Raw genomic sequence first — 12300 nt, 5'->3', positions numbered from 1 at the left:
TCCTTGCACTCCAGATTTGAGATGTCTTCGCCACGCAAGTGGAGTGGTGCGTTCTGTGCGAGGATTTGCCGGAGTGGCCGGAGTGACATGTCTTGCAGTACCTGCTTAAATCACCCTAAAGGGGTAGATAGTTCACCAATGGTGCGCGAGTTCCTCCGTTCCGGTGGCGAGCCTCAAGATCGTCTTCTATAGTTTCGCTCCGTCCATGAGGGGGCTCCGGAGGTGAGCGAAGCGTGAGGCCGACTCGCGCAGCCGCATTGGCTGCCGTACTCACCGTGCTGCTCCTGTCGCCCGCCGTCGCCGGCGCCACCCCCCTCCAGACCGCCAGGCCCAGCCCCGAGGCCGAGCTCAAGAAGCTGACCAAAGAGGCCGCCGAGATCAACAAGAGCTACCGCGGCCAGGTGCAGAGCCTGGAGGAGACCCGGGTCCAGGCGGGCAAGGCCACGACCAACGCCAAGAGCCTCAGACGCGCCCTGGCCAATGCCGAGACCGACGTCGTGCGCTTCGCCCAGACCGCCTACATGGGTGGCGCCCTCGACGACGGCAACCTGCTGAGCTTCCAGGGCGACGCCAACCTGGCCCTCGGCCAGGCCGCCACCATGTCCTACCTGGCCAGCCGCCGCGCCACCCAGCTCAACCGGGTCAAGGACCTCATCAAGAAGGCCAAGGCCGCGGAGAGGTCCGCCGACACGAAGATCGTCAAGCTCAAGAAGGACATCGCCGATCTCAAGCGGCAGCGGGTCAGGATCGAGAGGCTCCTGGCCAAGTACGGCTTCCAGACCCCCACGGGCAACGGCGGCCTCACCCCCCGCACGGTCACCATGCGCAACCTCGTGCTGCAGAACTTCCCCATGCCGTACGGCTACGGCTGCCTGCGCCCCGGCGACCCCGGCGAACACGGCAGCGGCCGGGCCTGCGACTTCATGATGAGCTCCGGCGGCAGCGTCCCCGCGTCGGACGCCCTGGACCGCGGCAACCGCCTCGCCCAGTGGGCCATCGACAACGGCAACCGCTTGGGGGTCATGTACATCATCTGGCAGCAGAAGTACTACGACGTCCGCACCGGCGCCGGCTGGAAGATGATGTCCAACCGAGGCGGCAACACAGCGAACCACATCGACCACGTGCATATCTCGATGTTCTGAGCTGCCAAGCTTCTGACCTGCGGCGACCTCGATATAAGCCTCTCTCGGGGCACATCGAAGCCCCCCGGAAACCTGGGACGATCCAGTCGCCGGCGTTCGCTGGGGGGTATGACTGCTCATAATGTGGCCCGTCTGCTGCCTGGTGTCCCGGTGCTTCGTGATCTGTGCCGGTCCATGGCGGTGTTGGAGGCCGTCCTGAATCCGGAGTGGGAGAGCCGTTACCACTCTTTCGACGCGGCTTGGAGGCCGGGGGAGGAGATGGCCTCGATGCGCAACGGCTCGGGAGACGAATACGCCATCGTCTTCTCGGCGGCGGGCGCGTACATCCGCGGCTTCGATCACGAGGCGGTGATGAGTCCGTACGCCAACGACGGGCCGTGGCCGGGGGTGCTCGACTCGGTCCCCGCTGTTTTCCGCCACTGCGTCGAGGAGCCCGCGTTCTGCCAGGAGGACGGCATGCCGGCCGTGACCGCCTGCCTGTGGCGTGAGGCCGGCGACGATCGCTGGCGGGTGGGTGAGATCGAGTATCCGGATGGTGAGCGCGATCCCAACGGGGCGGCGCACTTGTTCGAGCTGCTCGTGGATCCGTCCGCGGAGGCGTTCCGGCGGTTCGCCGAGGACTACTACGAAGTGCCGGTGGACCTTGACGCGGTGCGGCACGTCCATGCCCTGCGTCCGTTGACGCAGGCGGTGGTCACCGTGCTGAACGCCGACCTCACGTTGAAGGATCTCGCCGAGGACCTCGCGGCGTGCCGGTATTCGTTCGCCGTCGACTGAGAAGCCGGAAGAGCGCTGCTGATCTTCAAGCTTTCGTCACCGTGACCTTGGTGACTTCGTACCTGTGGCTGCGCCGCCTCGTAGGCGCGCTGCTGTGGGCCGTCCGGCGCCGCCGATCATTTCCGTGACCGGTGGCGACTGAGTGAACCGGCGAGTGTGATCACGTTCGCTGATGAAAGTTACATCGACAGAGGTGATCCATCACTGCTGATGCAATCGATTCCCTTCCTCGGCCTGTCCGGAACGCGGGACGGTCCGGCGGGAGTTCGGTGCGCCGCGGGCGCCGGGTGGAGGGTCGCGCCGAGCCGCCGGCGACCGGTGCGGTGACGGGAGCGTCGGCCCGTGACCTGGCGGATCGGGCTCGTGAGCTGTCGGGTCGCACTGTACGCGTGACCGGCGGCGACCCGTCGCGACCCGCGGGAAGCCCGCCATGTCGCGGGAGATCGCCCGGCGTCACGGCGCTGGGGGGCGAAGGCGCGCTTTCCTCTGCTCTATCAACTATTGCGGGAAACCCCTGTTAATGCGACATTACTCCCAGACGTCATTCGGCATACGTCATACGTTACAAAATGGTAACGCCATGTCTGCCACGGATCCTTGGGGCGTGTCATGAGAAGACCTCTCGTGCCCCGGCGGCGGTGACCCTCGTCAGCGAGGCGCCGGGGCGGACGACCGGGGCTCCTTCGGCGTCGGCGAGCTCGTCCTTCGCGTACCGGAGGACGCATGAGCCGCCGGTGGCGAACGCCCGGTGCGCAAGGTCGGCCGGCACCGTCCGTCTTGCGGCATGGACATCCGGCCTCACCGGCGACGAGTCTGCCGAGGGCCACGCTCCACCGGCGATCGCCGCGCACGGCGTGAGGGCGGCCGGCCCCTCGGCACGTAAACGTGCGTGGCCCTCCGATCGATGTCCCCGACTGCCAGACAGGCGCCACGTCCGCGCGACGGCACACCCCGACGGGTTCTGCCACGGCGAGGTGATCGCGCGGCGAACACTCTGCTCGGAACCAGCGAAAGGAACAGAGCGTGAAGTCAGCCTCGTCCACCACCGGGAAGGTGTTGGCGGCGCTCGCGGTGTTCGTCGCCGCCGTGTCGCCGCCGGCCTTCGCGGGTGGTGCCTCGGCCTCGGCGGCTCAGGCGACCTACTACGTCGCCCCCGACGGCAACGACGCCAACCCCGGAACGCTCACGTCACCGTTCAGAACCCTGCAGCGCGCGAGGGACGTCGTCCGTACGGTGAACGCCAACATGACGGACGACATCAATGTGTATCTTCGCGGGGGCAACTATTCGGTCGGCGGCACGATCGACTTCACGCCGGCCGACTCCGGGACGAATGGTTACCGGGTCATATACGCCGCGTACCAGAACGAGACGCCGATCCTCAGCGGAGGCGTTCAGGTGACCGGATGGGCGCAGCACAGCGGCAACATCTGGAAAGCCCCGCTGAATCGCGGCAACAAGCTGCGTACGCTCTACGTCAACGACAAGCGGGCGTACATGGCGTCGAAGACAATAAGCTCGGCGGGGTGCTCCGGAACCTACAACGTCACCGCGGGGCAGGCGTCCTGGGCGTGGGAGTCGGGTTCGCAGTGCGCGGCGGCGAAGTACGGTCTGAATGACTTTCCCGCCATCGCCGGCAATCAGGACGACATCGAGATAGAGACGGGGACGACCTGGACCACGGCCATCGTGGGAGTCCAGCAGGTCACCTCTGACGGCACGAACCGTATAGCCCGGTTCCAGCAGCCGGGAGCGGCCATCGCCCAGGGCGCCTTCAACGGGAACGCCCAGGTCGGCGGCACCCACAAGGTCATGAACGCCTATGAGTTCCTGGACACACCGGGCGAGTTCTTCTTCGACAAGACGAGCCGGACGCTGTACTACTACAAGGCGAGCTCCGAGAACATGGCGACCGCGACGGTCTTCGCGCCGAACAACGTCTCCACCCTCATCAGGGTCGCCGGCACCTCCACGAGCGCCCGCGCCCGGAACATCACGTTCTCCGGCCTCACGGTGCAGCACTCCGACTGGAACCTGTTCAACGTGGCCGGCTCGGTGCTCAAGCAGGCCCAGCAGGGCAACCTCGGTGCGCAGGCGTACGCCAAGCAGAACTTCCACGTCTACTACTACCGCAACGTCGACATGGCGCCCGGCATCATCCAGATCGAGAACGCCGACGGGCTCGTCCTGCAGAACAACCGGGTGCAGCACACCGGCGTCGACGGGATCAACATGGTCAACGACGTGGTGAACACGAAGTTGATCGGGAACTACACGAACGACATCGCCGGATCCGCCATCGCCGTGGGGCATCCCCAGCATGTCTACATCGGGGACCACACCGCGACGAATCGTGAGAAGTACTCCGCCCAGGTCGAAGGGGCGCCCAGGAACATCGAGATAAAGAACAACTACATCTACGACAGTGCCGTGTTGTTCAACGGGCACAGCCCCATCTCGGCGTACTTCGCCGACGGCCTGTCCATTCAGCGCAACCGCATCGAGAAGACCCCGTGGTCCGGTGTGACGCTCGGCTGGGGGTGGTGGAACTTCGACGGATCGTCAGGCTCGATCGCGCCCAACCGGCCGACCACCACGGCGAAGAACAACACCATCGGTTACAACCACTTCATCGACACGGTGCAGCGCCTGAGCGACACGGCCCCCGTTTACACGCTGGGCAACCAGCCGGGAACGACGATCACCAACAACTACATGCAGGGCGTCCCGTCCGGCCACAAGTACGGACTCCACCCGGACGAGGGCTCGGGGAACATCACTTTCCGCGACAACCTCCTGAGCGTGGACAAGAACATCACGTGGCTCATCAACTCCGACGACTTCGGGCGTAAGCATGATCTGAGCATCACGCAGACATACGGTCCTATAAACAAGGTCTCCAACAAGAACCTGCCGAATAGCACGGTCCAGGACATCCTCGTGTCCTCCGACTACGTCTGGCCGTCGCAGGCCTACGGCATCGCGGTGAACTCCGGACTGGAGGACGCGTACAGGAACATCATTCCTCAGGGCAATCTTTCCCTGCCGGACTACGTCCTGCCCGCCAGCACTTTCGTCGGCGCCGGTGTGACGTCGATCCCCATCCGGGGCGCCGGCGACGCGAGCAGGACGGTCTGGCTGGCTCCCTCGGGTACGACGTCCTTCGTCGCCGGTAACACGATGACCAGGGCAGGCGGGACCGCGACCTCCATCGCCGTCCCGGCGTCGGCCGGTGAGTACCGGCTCTATGTCGTGGACGCCCAGGGGAACCGGTCGGCCGAGTCGAAGTCGCTCGTCAGGCAGGGGAACAGCGGGGGCGGCCAGCAGAACGTCACGATCGTGGGCGGCCAGTCGAGCCGATGCGCGGACGTCACCGGCGGCACGGCGACCAACGGCGCCCAGGCGCAGCTGTGGGACTGCGGCGGCGGCACCAACCAGCGGTGGACGTACACGTCGGGCAAGCAGTTGCAGGTGTTCGGCAACAAGTGCCTGGACGCCAACAACCAGGGCACCTCGAACGGCACCCAGGTGGTGATCTGGGACTGCAACGGACAGGCCAACCAGCAGTGGAACCTCAACGCCAACGGCACCATCACCGGTGTGCAGTCCGGGTTGTGCCTGGACGCCTTCGGCGGCGGCACCGCCAACGGTACGAGGCTCATCCTGTGGTCGTGCAACGGCGGCACGAACCAGCAGTGGAGCCTGCGCGGCTGACGTGAGCCCCACCGGGCCGCGGGCGGTCGTACGCGCACCGCCCGCGGCCTGCCCTCGAAGGCGTCGCGGCCACGGGTACGTCAGCGGGTCGGGGGCCGGGGGCGGTTCCACCACAGGGAGAGGGACAGGGCCGTGGTGATGAGGAGGGCGCCGCCGGCGGCGAAGGCGGGGGCTGTGTCGACTCGTTGGTGGATGACGGTGAAGCTGCCGGGGAGGGCGTCGAGGGCGCTCTGGAGCTGGTCGGCGTTCTCGGCGCGGTGGTAGGAGCCGCCGGTGGTCTGGGCTATCCGCTTGAGTGAGGGCTCGTCGATGACACGGGGGCTGCGGCCCCTGTCGAATCCGCCCCGGCCGCCGGAGCCGCCGCCCCAGCGGCCGAATCCGCGGCCGTCGAACTGTGAGTTGTCGCAGACCATCGGGGCCGGGTTCGTGGTGCCGAAGCCGATGGGGAAGACGCGGACGCGGCGCTGGGCCGCCTCCTGGGCGGCGAGCTGCGGGTCGACGCCCTGGGTGTTGGCGCCGTCGGTGAGCACGACGATCGCGGCACCGGCGTAGCCCGATCCGCCGCCGACGGGGTCCGCGCCGGTGGAGGCGACCGACGGGTCGACCTCCGCGATAGCGTCGATCGAGGTGAGCACGGCCTGCCCGATCGCGGTGCCGCGGGACACGGTGAGGCCGTCCAGCGCCTCGATCAGCGAGTCGGTGTCGTCGGTGGGCGGGACGAGCAGGCCCGCGGTGCCCGCGAAGGTGACCAGGCCGATGCGCGGCCCGCCTCGCTGCGACTCGATGAACTCGGTGGCGGCCTTCCTCGCGGCGGTGAGGCGGTTGGGGTCGACGTCCGTGGAGCACATGGAGCCGGAGGTGTCGAGCGCGAGCAGGATCGTCACCGCCGTCTGCGGCACCGGGACCGACGCCTGCGGTCGCGCGGCCCCGACCGCGAGCAGCGCGAGTCCGGTTATGAACAGCACCACGGGGATCTTCCGCGTCCAGAGCGTACGGCCGGGCAGGGCGCCGCGTACGAGCGCGATCGAGGTGACGCGCACGGTGGCCCGTCGGCGGCGGCGCCGCGACCACTCGCGGATGGCGAGGATCAGCGGGATGACCAGGAGGGACAGCAGTGCCCACGGCCATGAGAAGGACATTCAGATCACCCGTCCGGACCGGAGCACGGTGAGCGCCGCGCCCGCGGTGAGCAGCGCGAGGGCGAGCCCGATCAGCCCGCCGGCGAGGGGGAGCGGCTCGTCGGAGACGGTGAGCCGCAGGTCGATCGTGTCGGCGATCCCGTCGAGCCGCGCGGTGTCGGAGGCGAGGTGGTAGGCGCCGCCGGTGGTCTGCGCGATCGAGGTGAGGGTGTCCTCTTCGAGCGAGGTCTGCAGGTGGTAGCCGTCGACCTTCACCGTCGCCCCGGCCGTGGTGCCGACCCCGACGGTGTGGATGTGGACACCCGCGCCCTGAGCCAGGGTGGCGGCCTCCTCGACGTCCGGGCCCTGGTTCTGGCCGTCGGAGAACATCACGATCGTCGCCGACGGCCAGTAGCCGATGTCGGGCGGGGCGCCGTCGCGGCCGAGGGCCACCTGCTTGCCGGTGATCGCCGACAGGGAGGCCGTGATGGCCGTCCCCAGCGAGGTGCCACCGGTGATCTTCAGCCGGTCGATGGCCTTGAGCGCGACGGAGTGGTCGGCGTCGGGCCGGGCGGTGGTGAGCGCGCCCCGCTCGAACGCGACGACCCCGATGTCGACGCTGTCGGGCTGGGCCGCCACGAACGCGCGGGCCGCCCGCTGCGCGCCCGCCAGCCGGGTGGGCGTGACGTCGTCGGCGCCCATGCTGTTGGAGACGTCGATGGCGAGGATGACGGTGCCCGCGGTCCGCGGGACCGGGACCATGGCCGTCGGTCCGGCGGTGGCGACCGCGAGCACCCCGACGCCGGCGATCGTCAGGCCGGTGCCGAGGTACGCCCGGCGCCCGCCCGGTACGGCGACCCCGGCCGCGGTGAGGGCGGCCGTACGGCGGCGCGCCGAGACGACGGCCGCCCAGGCGAGCGCCGCCGTGACGAGCAGCCCGACGACCAGCGGCAGCGAGGAGGACAGGGTCATGAGGCCTCCTTCGCCGGCCTCGTGTGTCCGTTGACGGCGTGGGTGAGCCGCTGGGTTGTGGATCGGCGCCCGGCCTGGGGGGCGGTCTTGGTGGACCGGGGCTTGGGTCGGCTTCCGGTCCGGGTGATGGTCTCGGTGGGGTGGGGTTTGGGTCGGTTTCCGGTCCGGGTGACGGCCTTGGCGGGATGGGTTGTGGGCCGGCTCTCGGCCTGGGGGGCGGTCTCGGTGGGGTGGGGTTTGGGTCGGTTTCCGGTCCGGGGGGCGAGTTCGGTCATGGCGATCGGTCCCCGGTCCGGGCGACGACCTCGACGAGTGCCTCGGCCAGGTCGCGGTCGGTGTCGATGCGGTGGACGGGCACCCCGGCCCGGCGCATGCCCGCCTGGAGCCGGGCGTCGCGGGCGTCGACGGCGGCGCGGAGGCGGACCCGCAGCAGCGGGTCGGCGGAGTCGACGACGAGCTGCTCGCCGGTCTCGGCGTCCTCGACCACGATCAGACCGGCCTCGGGCAACACGTCGTCGGCCGTGTCCACGATCCGCAGGGCGACCACCTCGTGCCGCCGGGCCAGGCGCTGGAGCGAGCGCTCCCAGTCGCCGTCGCCGATGAAGTCCGACAGCACGACGATGAGCGCGCGGCGGCGCGCGAGCCGTCCGGCCGCGTCGAGCATCTCCGCCAGGTCGGTGGTGCCGCCGCGCGCCTCGGAGGTGCCGCCGCGCCTCTTGAAGATGCCGCCGCGCGCCTTGGAGGTGCCACTGCGCGGCTTGAAGATGCCGCCACGCGCCTTGGTGGTGCCGCCGCGTGCCTCGGGGGTGTCGCCGCGCGTACTGGAGGTGCGTTCCAGCTCGGCGCCGATCCGCAGCGCGTGCCGCCGGGAGGTGCCGGGCGGCACGACGCGCGGCGTCCCGGTGTCGAACAGCAGGGCGCCGACGCGGTTGCCGCCCCGGCCGAACAGCCGGGCGAGGACGAGCGTGAGTTCGGCGAGTACGTCGTGCTTGCCGCGCCCCGGACGGCCGGCCGTCATCGACGCCGACCGGTCGAGGACGAGCCACACCGTCAGTTCGCGGTCCTCGGTGAACACCCGCAGGTGCGGCTCGTCCAGCCGGGCGGTCACGTTCCAGTCGATGTGCCGGGCGTCGTCGCCGTCACCGTAGGGGCGCAACCCGGTGAAGTCGATCCCGGAGCCGCGGTGCGCGGTGCGGTGGGCGCCCTGGAGCCGGCCGTCGAGCCTGCGGACGACCTTCCACTCCAGGCGGAGCAGGAGCCTCTCGGGGGCGGTGGCCATGACGGCTCAGCGGTTCTGCAGGACGACGTCGGGCGTCCGGACGGCCCCGAGCACCCTGTTGATGATCGTGTCGGCGTCGATGTCGTCCGCGAGGGCCTCGTACGACAGCACGACGCGGTGGCGCAGCACGTCGAGGGCGAGCTCGGACAGGTCGTGCGGCAGGACGTAGGTGCGGCCGCGCAGGAACGCCAGCGCCCGGGCGCCCGTGACGAGCGCGATGGAGGCCCGGGGGCTCGCCCCGTAGGTGACGTACCGTTCCAGCTCGCCGAGCCCGGCCATCGCCGGTGAACGCGTCACGGAGACCAGCCGTACCGCGTAGTCGACGATCGCCGGGTCGACGTACACCTGCCGGGCGCGGGCTCGCATCGCGACCAGGTCCTCGGCCGTCACCATCGGCCGCGGCGGCTCGGGCGGACGCAGCGCCCGTACGACGATCGCCTGTTCCTCGGCCTGCGTCGGATAGTCGACGATGACCTTCATCATGAAACGGTCGACCTGCGCCTCGGGCAGCGGGTAGGTGCCCTCCGACTCGATCGGGTTCTCCGTCGCCATGACCAGGAACGGCTCGGGCACCCGGAACGTCTCGCGGCCGATCGTCACCTGGTGCTCCTGCATCACCTCCAGCAGGGCGCTCTGCACCTTGGCGGGGGCGCGGTTGATCTCGTCGGCCAGCAGCAGGTTCGCGAAGACCGGGCCGAGCTCGGTTCTGAACTCCCCGGAGTGCTGGTGGTAGACCCGCGTGCCCACGAGGTCGGCGGGCACCAGGTCGGGGGTGAACTGGACGCGCTGGAAGCTCCCGGCGATCGCGGCGGCGAGCGACCTCACCGCGAGCGTCTTGGCCAGGCCCGGCACGCCCTCGACGAGCAGGTGGCCGTCGGCGATCAGCGCGACGGCCATGCGCTCCAGCAGGACGTCCTGCCCGACGATCGTGCGTTTGACCTCGAACAGCACATGTTCGAGCGGATGGGCCGACTCGGAGGAATTGGTCGAGGTCATATGTGTTCCTTCTCGTGACGCTTCGGTCAGATCTGCGGCCCGCCCGGCGGCCCGTCGCCTTCGCCTCCGCCCAGGGCCGCGCCGATCGGCACCGCGAACGCGATGCCGGCGAACGCCTCGTCGCCTCCCGGGTCGGCGATCGAGACGACGATCCCGATGACCAGGCCGCGGGCGTCCAGGAGGGGACCGCCGGAGCTGCCCGGGTTCGCGGAGGCGTCGAACTGGATGAGCCCGTTCAGGGCGCCCTCCTTGGAGGTCCGGTTCAGGCCCGACACGACGCCGGTGGAGACGCTGTAGGTCAGGCCCAGCGGGTTGCCGATCGCCACGACGGGCGCGCCCACGGTCGCCGCGCCGCCGAGCGTCGCCGGGACGACGATCTCCGGCAGCTTCGCGGGTTTGAGGGTCGCGACGTCGAGCTTGGGGTTCGACGAGGCGACGACGGCCTTCGTCCTGGTGCCGTCGGCGAACGTGACGGTGACGTTCGCGGCGTTCTTGTCAGAACCGCCCTTGTTCGAGGTGTCCTCGACGACGTGGTACGCCGTCAGGATCGTCCCGTCCTCGGCCGCGATCACCCCGGTTCCGAGCGACTTCCCGGCCTGGATGACCACCACCGACGGCCCGACCCTCCTGAAGACGTCGGGGACCGTGAGCGTCGCGCTGGGCGTCGGCGTCACGCGCGGCCCGGGCGCGGCCTCCCCGCCGTTCCCGCCGCCGCCTCCCAGCCAGTACGCGAGCAGCGCCACGACGACGAGCGCGCCACCCCCGGCGGCGAACCGCCGGACCCTCCCGGCCGCGGCTCCCCGAGCCTCGGCCGCGTCGGCCTCCTGCGGCACGCGCTCCATCGTCCCATAGTCGTAAATTTAAGTTGAAAGTGCTACAAACTTCGCCTGAGAACTCTCTGGGAACCGGTTCCCGCAGCTGAACCGCCCCGGTTTTGATGTGCCTGGGGCGATTCGTCGGTTGAATGGGCGTATGACCGCTCATGACGTGGCCCGTCTGCTCCCTGATGTCCCGGTGCTCCGTGATCTGTGCCGGTCCATGGCGGTGCTGGAGGCCATCCTGAGTCCGGAGTGGGAGAGCCACCGCCACTCCTTCGACACGGCCTGGAACTCGGGCGATGAAGTGCTCTCGTTGTGAGACCTTCGGAACCGGTCACCTGCCCATGAGGGTGACCCTGTGGGAGGGGGGTTCGTTGTCCATCGGCCCGGTCAGCTCCTCCTCGGTGATACCGAGGAGGAAGGCGCTCCCTGTTCGCCGTGGATCCCAGCCGTGATCGAGGGCTCTACGTATGGTCGCCGTCACGAGCGCCGGCCGTATGGTCATCGACCGCTCCCCGAGCCACGCGTCCGGCCGGGAGCAGGGAAGCGACACCAGGAGAACGCGTCCCGATCCGTCGGCCGGCTCCACCGCGAAGGTCAGCGGGCCCCAGGCGTTCCCCTGGGAGTAGGTGGGTTTGTGGCGGACCCGCCAGCGGTAGGCGACGCCGTCGACCGTGATGAGCCGCGAGCCCTTCTTGGGAATCGCCATTGAACGGTCTCCGTTCCTGTCCCGGGAGAGCGCGGGAACCGGTGGGGAGTTCGCGGGTGTGGTTCTCGCTCGGAGGTGTGGTCGGGCGATTTTCGCACGGTTCCGCGGGCGACGGTGGTGGTCCCCGGCGGGCGGCTCGTCTCCGGGCGGCCTCACGAAAGAAGCCGGATGCCGCGCCGGTGAATGTCGTCTCGCTGGAGCCTTGGGGCGCGTAGGCGGGCACCACGAGCCGGTCCACGTGCTCCCGCTGGGGCCTCAGGGGGCGTAGACCGGGGCGAGGTCGACGAATATGCGGTAGTCCGTGATCAGGCCGTCGTCGCGGGTGCGCCAGATCGACACGGCCACGACGCTCGCCTCCTTGCCGTCGAGCCGCCGGTAGGTCACCTCGGTCTCGGCGATGACGTCGGCGTCCACCTGCCAGCTCCTGACGATCCGGTGCCGCAGGCCGGCGATGGTGGAGAAGAACGCCCGCAGCCCGGCGGCGATGGCCTCGCGGCCCGCCATCGGCTCGGCGTTGCCGAACACCAGCGTGGCGTCCTCGGCCAGCAACCGTACGAACTCGTCGGGGTCGAACGAGTCGACTATGTGGAAGACGCGTCGCGCCACGTCGTCGGTCATGCCGATCCTTCCTCGCGCGGCCGGGACCACTGGTGGGGACGATACGGGGCGAGGGACGACGTACAACTATCGCCGAGGTGGGTATCCCGTCGCGGAAGGCTCGCCGGAGATCCCCGGAGCCGGGACACGGTGTTCGGTATCTGGCGACGGGCTC

12 protein-coding genes are annotated in these 12300 nt (G+C 69.3%); 4 read left to right on the top strand and 8 right to left on the bottom strand.

What is annotated here, in order from left to right; genetic code table 11:
- The first annotated feature begins 233 nt into the window (after positions 1-233).
- Complete coding sequence (locus ACFYWM_RS15795; RefSeq protein WP_389914683.1) at positions 234-1145, top strand: hypothetical protein; 912 nt, start codon at positions 234-236, stop codon at positions 1143-1145.
- Positions 1146-1295: 150 nt separating this feature from the next.
- On the top strand, positions 1296-1922 hold the full coding sequence (locus tag ACFYWM_RS15790; RefSeq protein ID WP_389914680.1) for a hypothetical protein: 627 nt from the start codon (positions 1296-1298) through the stop codon (positions 1920-1922).
- A gap of 607 nt (positions 1923-2529) precedes the next feature.
- Here ACFYWM_RS15790 and ACFYWM_RS15785 read toward each other — a convergent pair.
- The gene (locus tag ACFYWM_RS15785; RefSeq protein ID WP_389914677.1) at positions 2530-2691 is read right to left on the bottom strand and encodes a hypothetical protein; all 162 of its coding nucleotides are present in this window, start codon (positions 2689-2691) and stop codon (positions 2530-2532) included.
- A 254-nt stretch (positions 2692-2945) separates the two neighbouring features.
- On the opposite strand from ACFYWM_RS15785, the gene ACFYWM_RS15780 reads away from it, so the two are divergent.
- On the top strand, positions 2946-5636 hold the full coding sequence (locus ACFYWM_RS15780; RefSeq protein ID WP_389914674.1) for a ricin-type beta-trefoil lectin domain protein: 2691 nt from the start codon (positions 2946-2948) through the stop codon (positions 5634-5636).
- Positions 5637-5716: 80 nt separating this feature from the next.
- Here ACFYWM_RS15780 and ACFYWM_RS15775 read toward each other — a convergent pair whose 3' ends face one another.
- The 5 genes from ACFYWM_RS15775 to ACFYWM_RS15755 form a co-directional block, all read right to left on the bottom strand.
- Positions 5717-6775 carry a VWA domain-containing protein gene (locus tag ACFYWM_RS15775; RefSeq protein ID WP_389914671.1) on the bottom strand — a complete coding sequence of 353 codons (1059 nt, stop codon included), beginning with the start codon at positions 6773-6775 and terminating at the stop codon, positions 5717-5719.
- Positions 6776-7726, bottom strand: a complete 951-nt coding sequence (locus ACFYWM_RS15770) for a VWA domain-containing protein (protein WP_389914668.1) — start codon at positions 7724-7726, stop codon at positions 6776-6778.
- A 271-nt stretch (positions 7727-7997) separates the two neighbouring features.
- A complete protein-coding gene (locus tag ACFYWM_RS15765) occupies positions 7998-9005 on the bottom strand; it encodes a DUF58 domain-containing protein (protein WP_389914665.1) in 1008 nt (335 codons plus the stop codon).
- A 6-nt stretch (positions 9006-9011) separates the two neighbouring features.
- Positions 9012-10001, bottom strand: a complete 990-nt coding sequence (locus ACFYWM_RS15760; RefSeq protein ID WP_389914662.1) for an AAA family ATPase — start codon at positions 9999-10001, stop codon at positions 9012-9014.
- A 26-nt stretch (positions 10002-10027) separates the two neighbouring features.
- Entirely contained in the window at positions 10028-10843 is an 816-nt protein-coding gene (locus ACFYWM_RS15755; RefSeq protein WP_389914659.1) for a S1C family serine protease, read from the bottom strand.
- 130 nt (positions 10844-10973) lie between these two features.
- Between ACFYWM_RS15755 and ACFYWM_RS15750 the strand changes: the two genes are divergently transcribed.
- Positions 10974-11138 carry a hypothetical protein gene (locus ACFYWM_RS15750; protein WP_389914656.1) on the top strand — a complete coding sequence of 55 codons (165 nt, stop codon included), beginning with the start codon at positions 10974-10976 and terminating at the stop codon, positions 11136-11138.
- 15 nt (positions 11139-11153) lie between these two features.
- Here the strand turns inward: ACFYWM_RS15750 and ACFYWM_RS15745 are convergent, their stop codons facing one another.
- Positions 11154-11528, bottom strand: a complete 375-nt coding sequence (locus ACFYWM_RS15745; RefSeq protein ID WP_389914653.1) for a hypothetical protein — start codon at positions 11526-11528, stop codon at positions 11154-11156.
- Positions 11529-11783: 255 nt separating this feature from the next.
- Positions 11784-12146 carry a nuclear transport factor 2 family protein gene (locus ACFYWM_RS15740; RefSeq protein ID WP_389914650.1) on the bottom strand — a complete coding sequence of 121 codons (363 nt, stop codon included), beginning with the start codon at positions 12144-12146 and terminating at the stop codon, positions 11784-11786.
- Positions 12147-12300: the final 154 nt, after the last annotated feature.

The organism is Streptosporangium sp. NPDC002721, assembly GCF_042888905.1.
Lineage (GTDB): Bacteria > Actinomycetota > Actinomycetes > Streptosporangiales > Streptosporangiaceae > Streptosporangium.
The sequence above is the reverse complement of the archived record's forward strand: the minus strand, read 5'-3'. Positions and strand labels throughout refer to the sequence as shown.

Coding starts and splice junctions, on each gene's coding strand:
- ACFYWM_RS15775 (WP_389914671.1), bottom strand. CDS start 6,775: ATGTCCTTCTCATGGCCGTGGGCACTGCTGTCCCTCCTGGTCATCCCG.
- ACFYWM_RS15770 (WP_389914668.1), bottom strand. CDS start 7,726: ATGACCCTGTCCTCCTCGCTGCCGCTGGTCGTCGGGCTGCTCGTCACG.
- ACFYWM_RS15765 (WP_389914665.1), bottom strand. CDS start 9,005: ATGGCCACCGCCCCCGAGAGGCTCCTGCTCCGCCTGGAGTGGAAGGTC.
- ACFYWM_RS15760 (WP_389914662.1), bottom strand. CDS start 10,001: ATGACCTCGACCAATTCCTCCGAGTCGGCCCATCCGCTCGAACATGTG.
- ACFYWM_RS15755 (WP_389914659.1), bottom strand. CDS start 10,843: ATGGAGCGCGTGCCGCAGGAGGCCGACGCGGCCGAGGCTCGGGGAGCC.
- ACFYWM_RS15750 (WP_389914656.1), top strand. CDS start 10,974: ATGACCGCTCATGACGTGGCCCGTCTGCTCCCTGATGTCCCGGTGCTC.
- ACFYWM_RS15745 (WP_389914653.1), bottom strand. CDS start 11,528: ATGGCGATTCCCAAGAAGGGCTCGCGGCTCATCACGGTCGACGGCGTC.
- ACFYWM_RS15740 (WP_389914650.1), bottom strand. CDS start 12,146: ATGACCGACGACGTGGCGCGACGCGTCTTCCACATAGTCGACTCGTTC.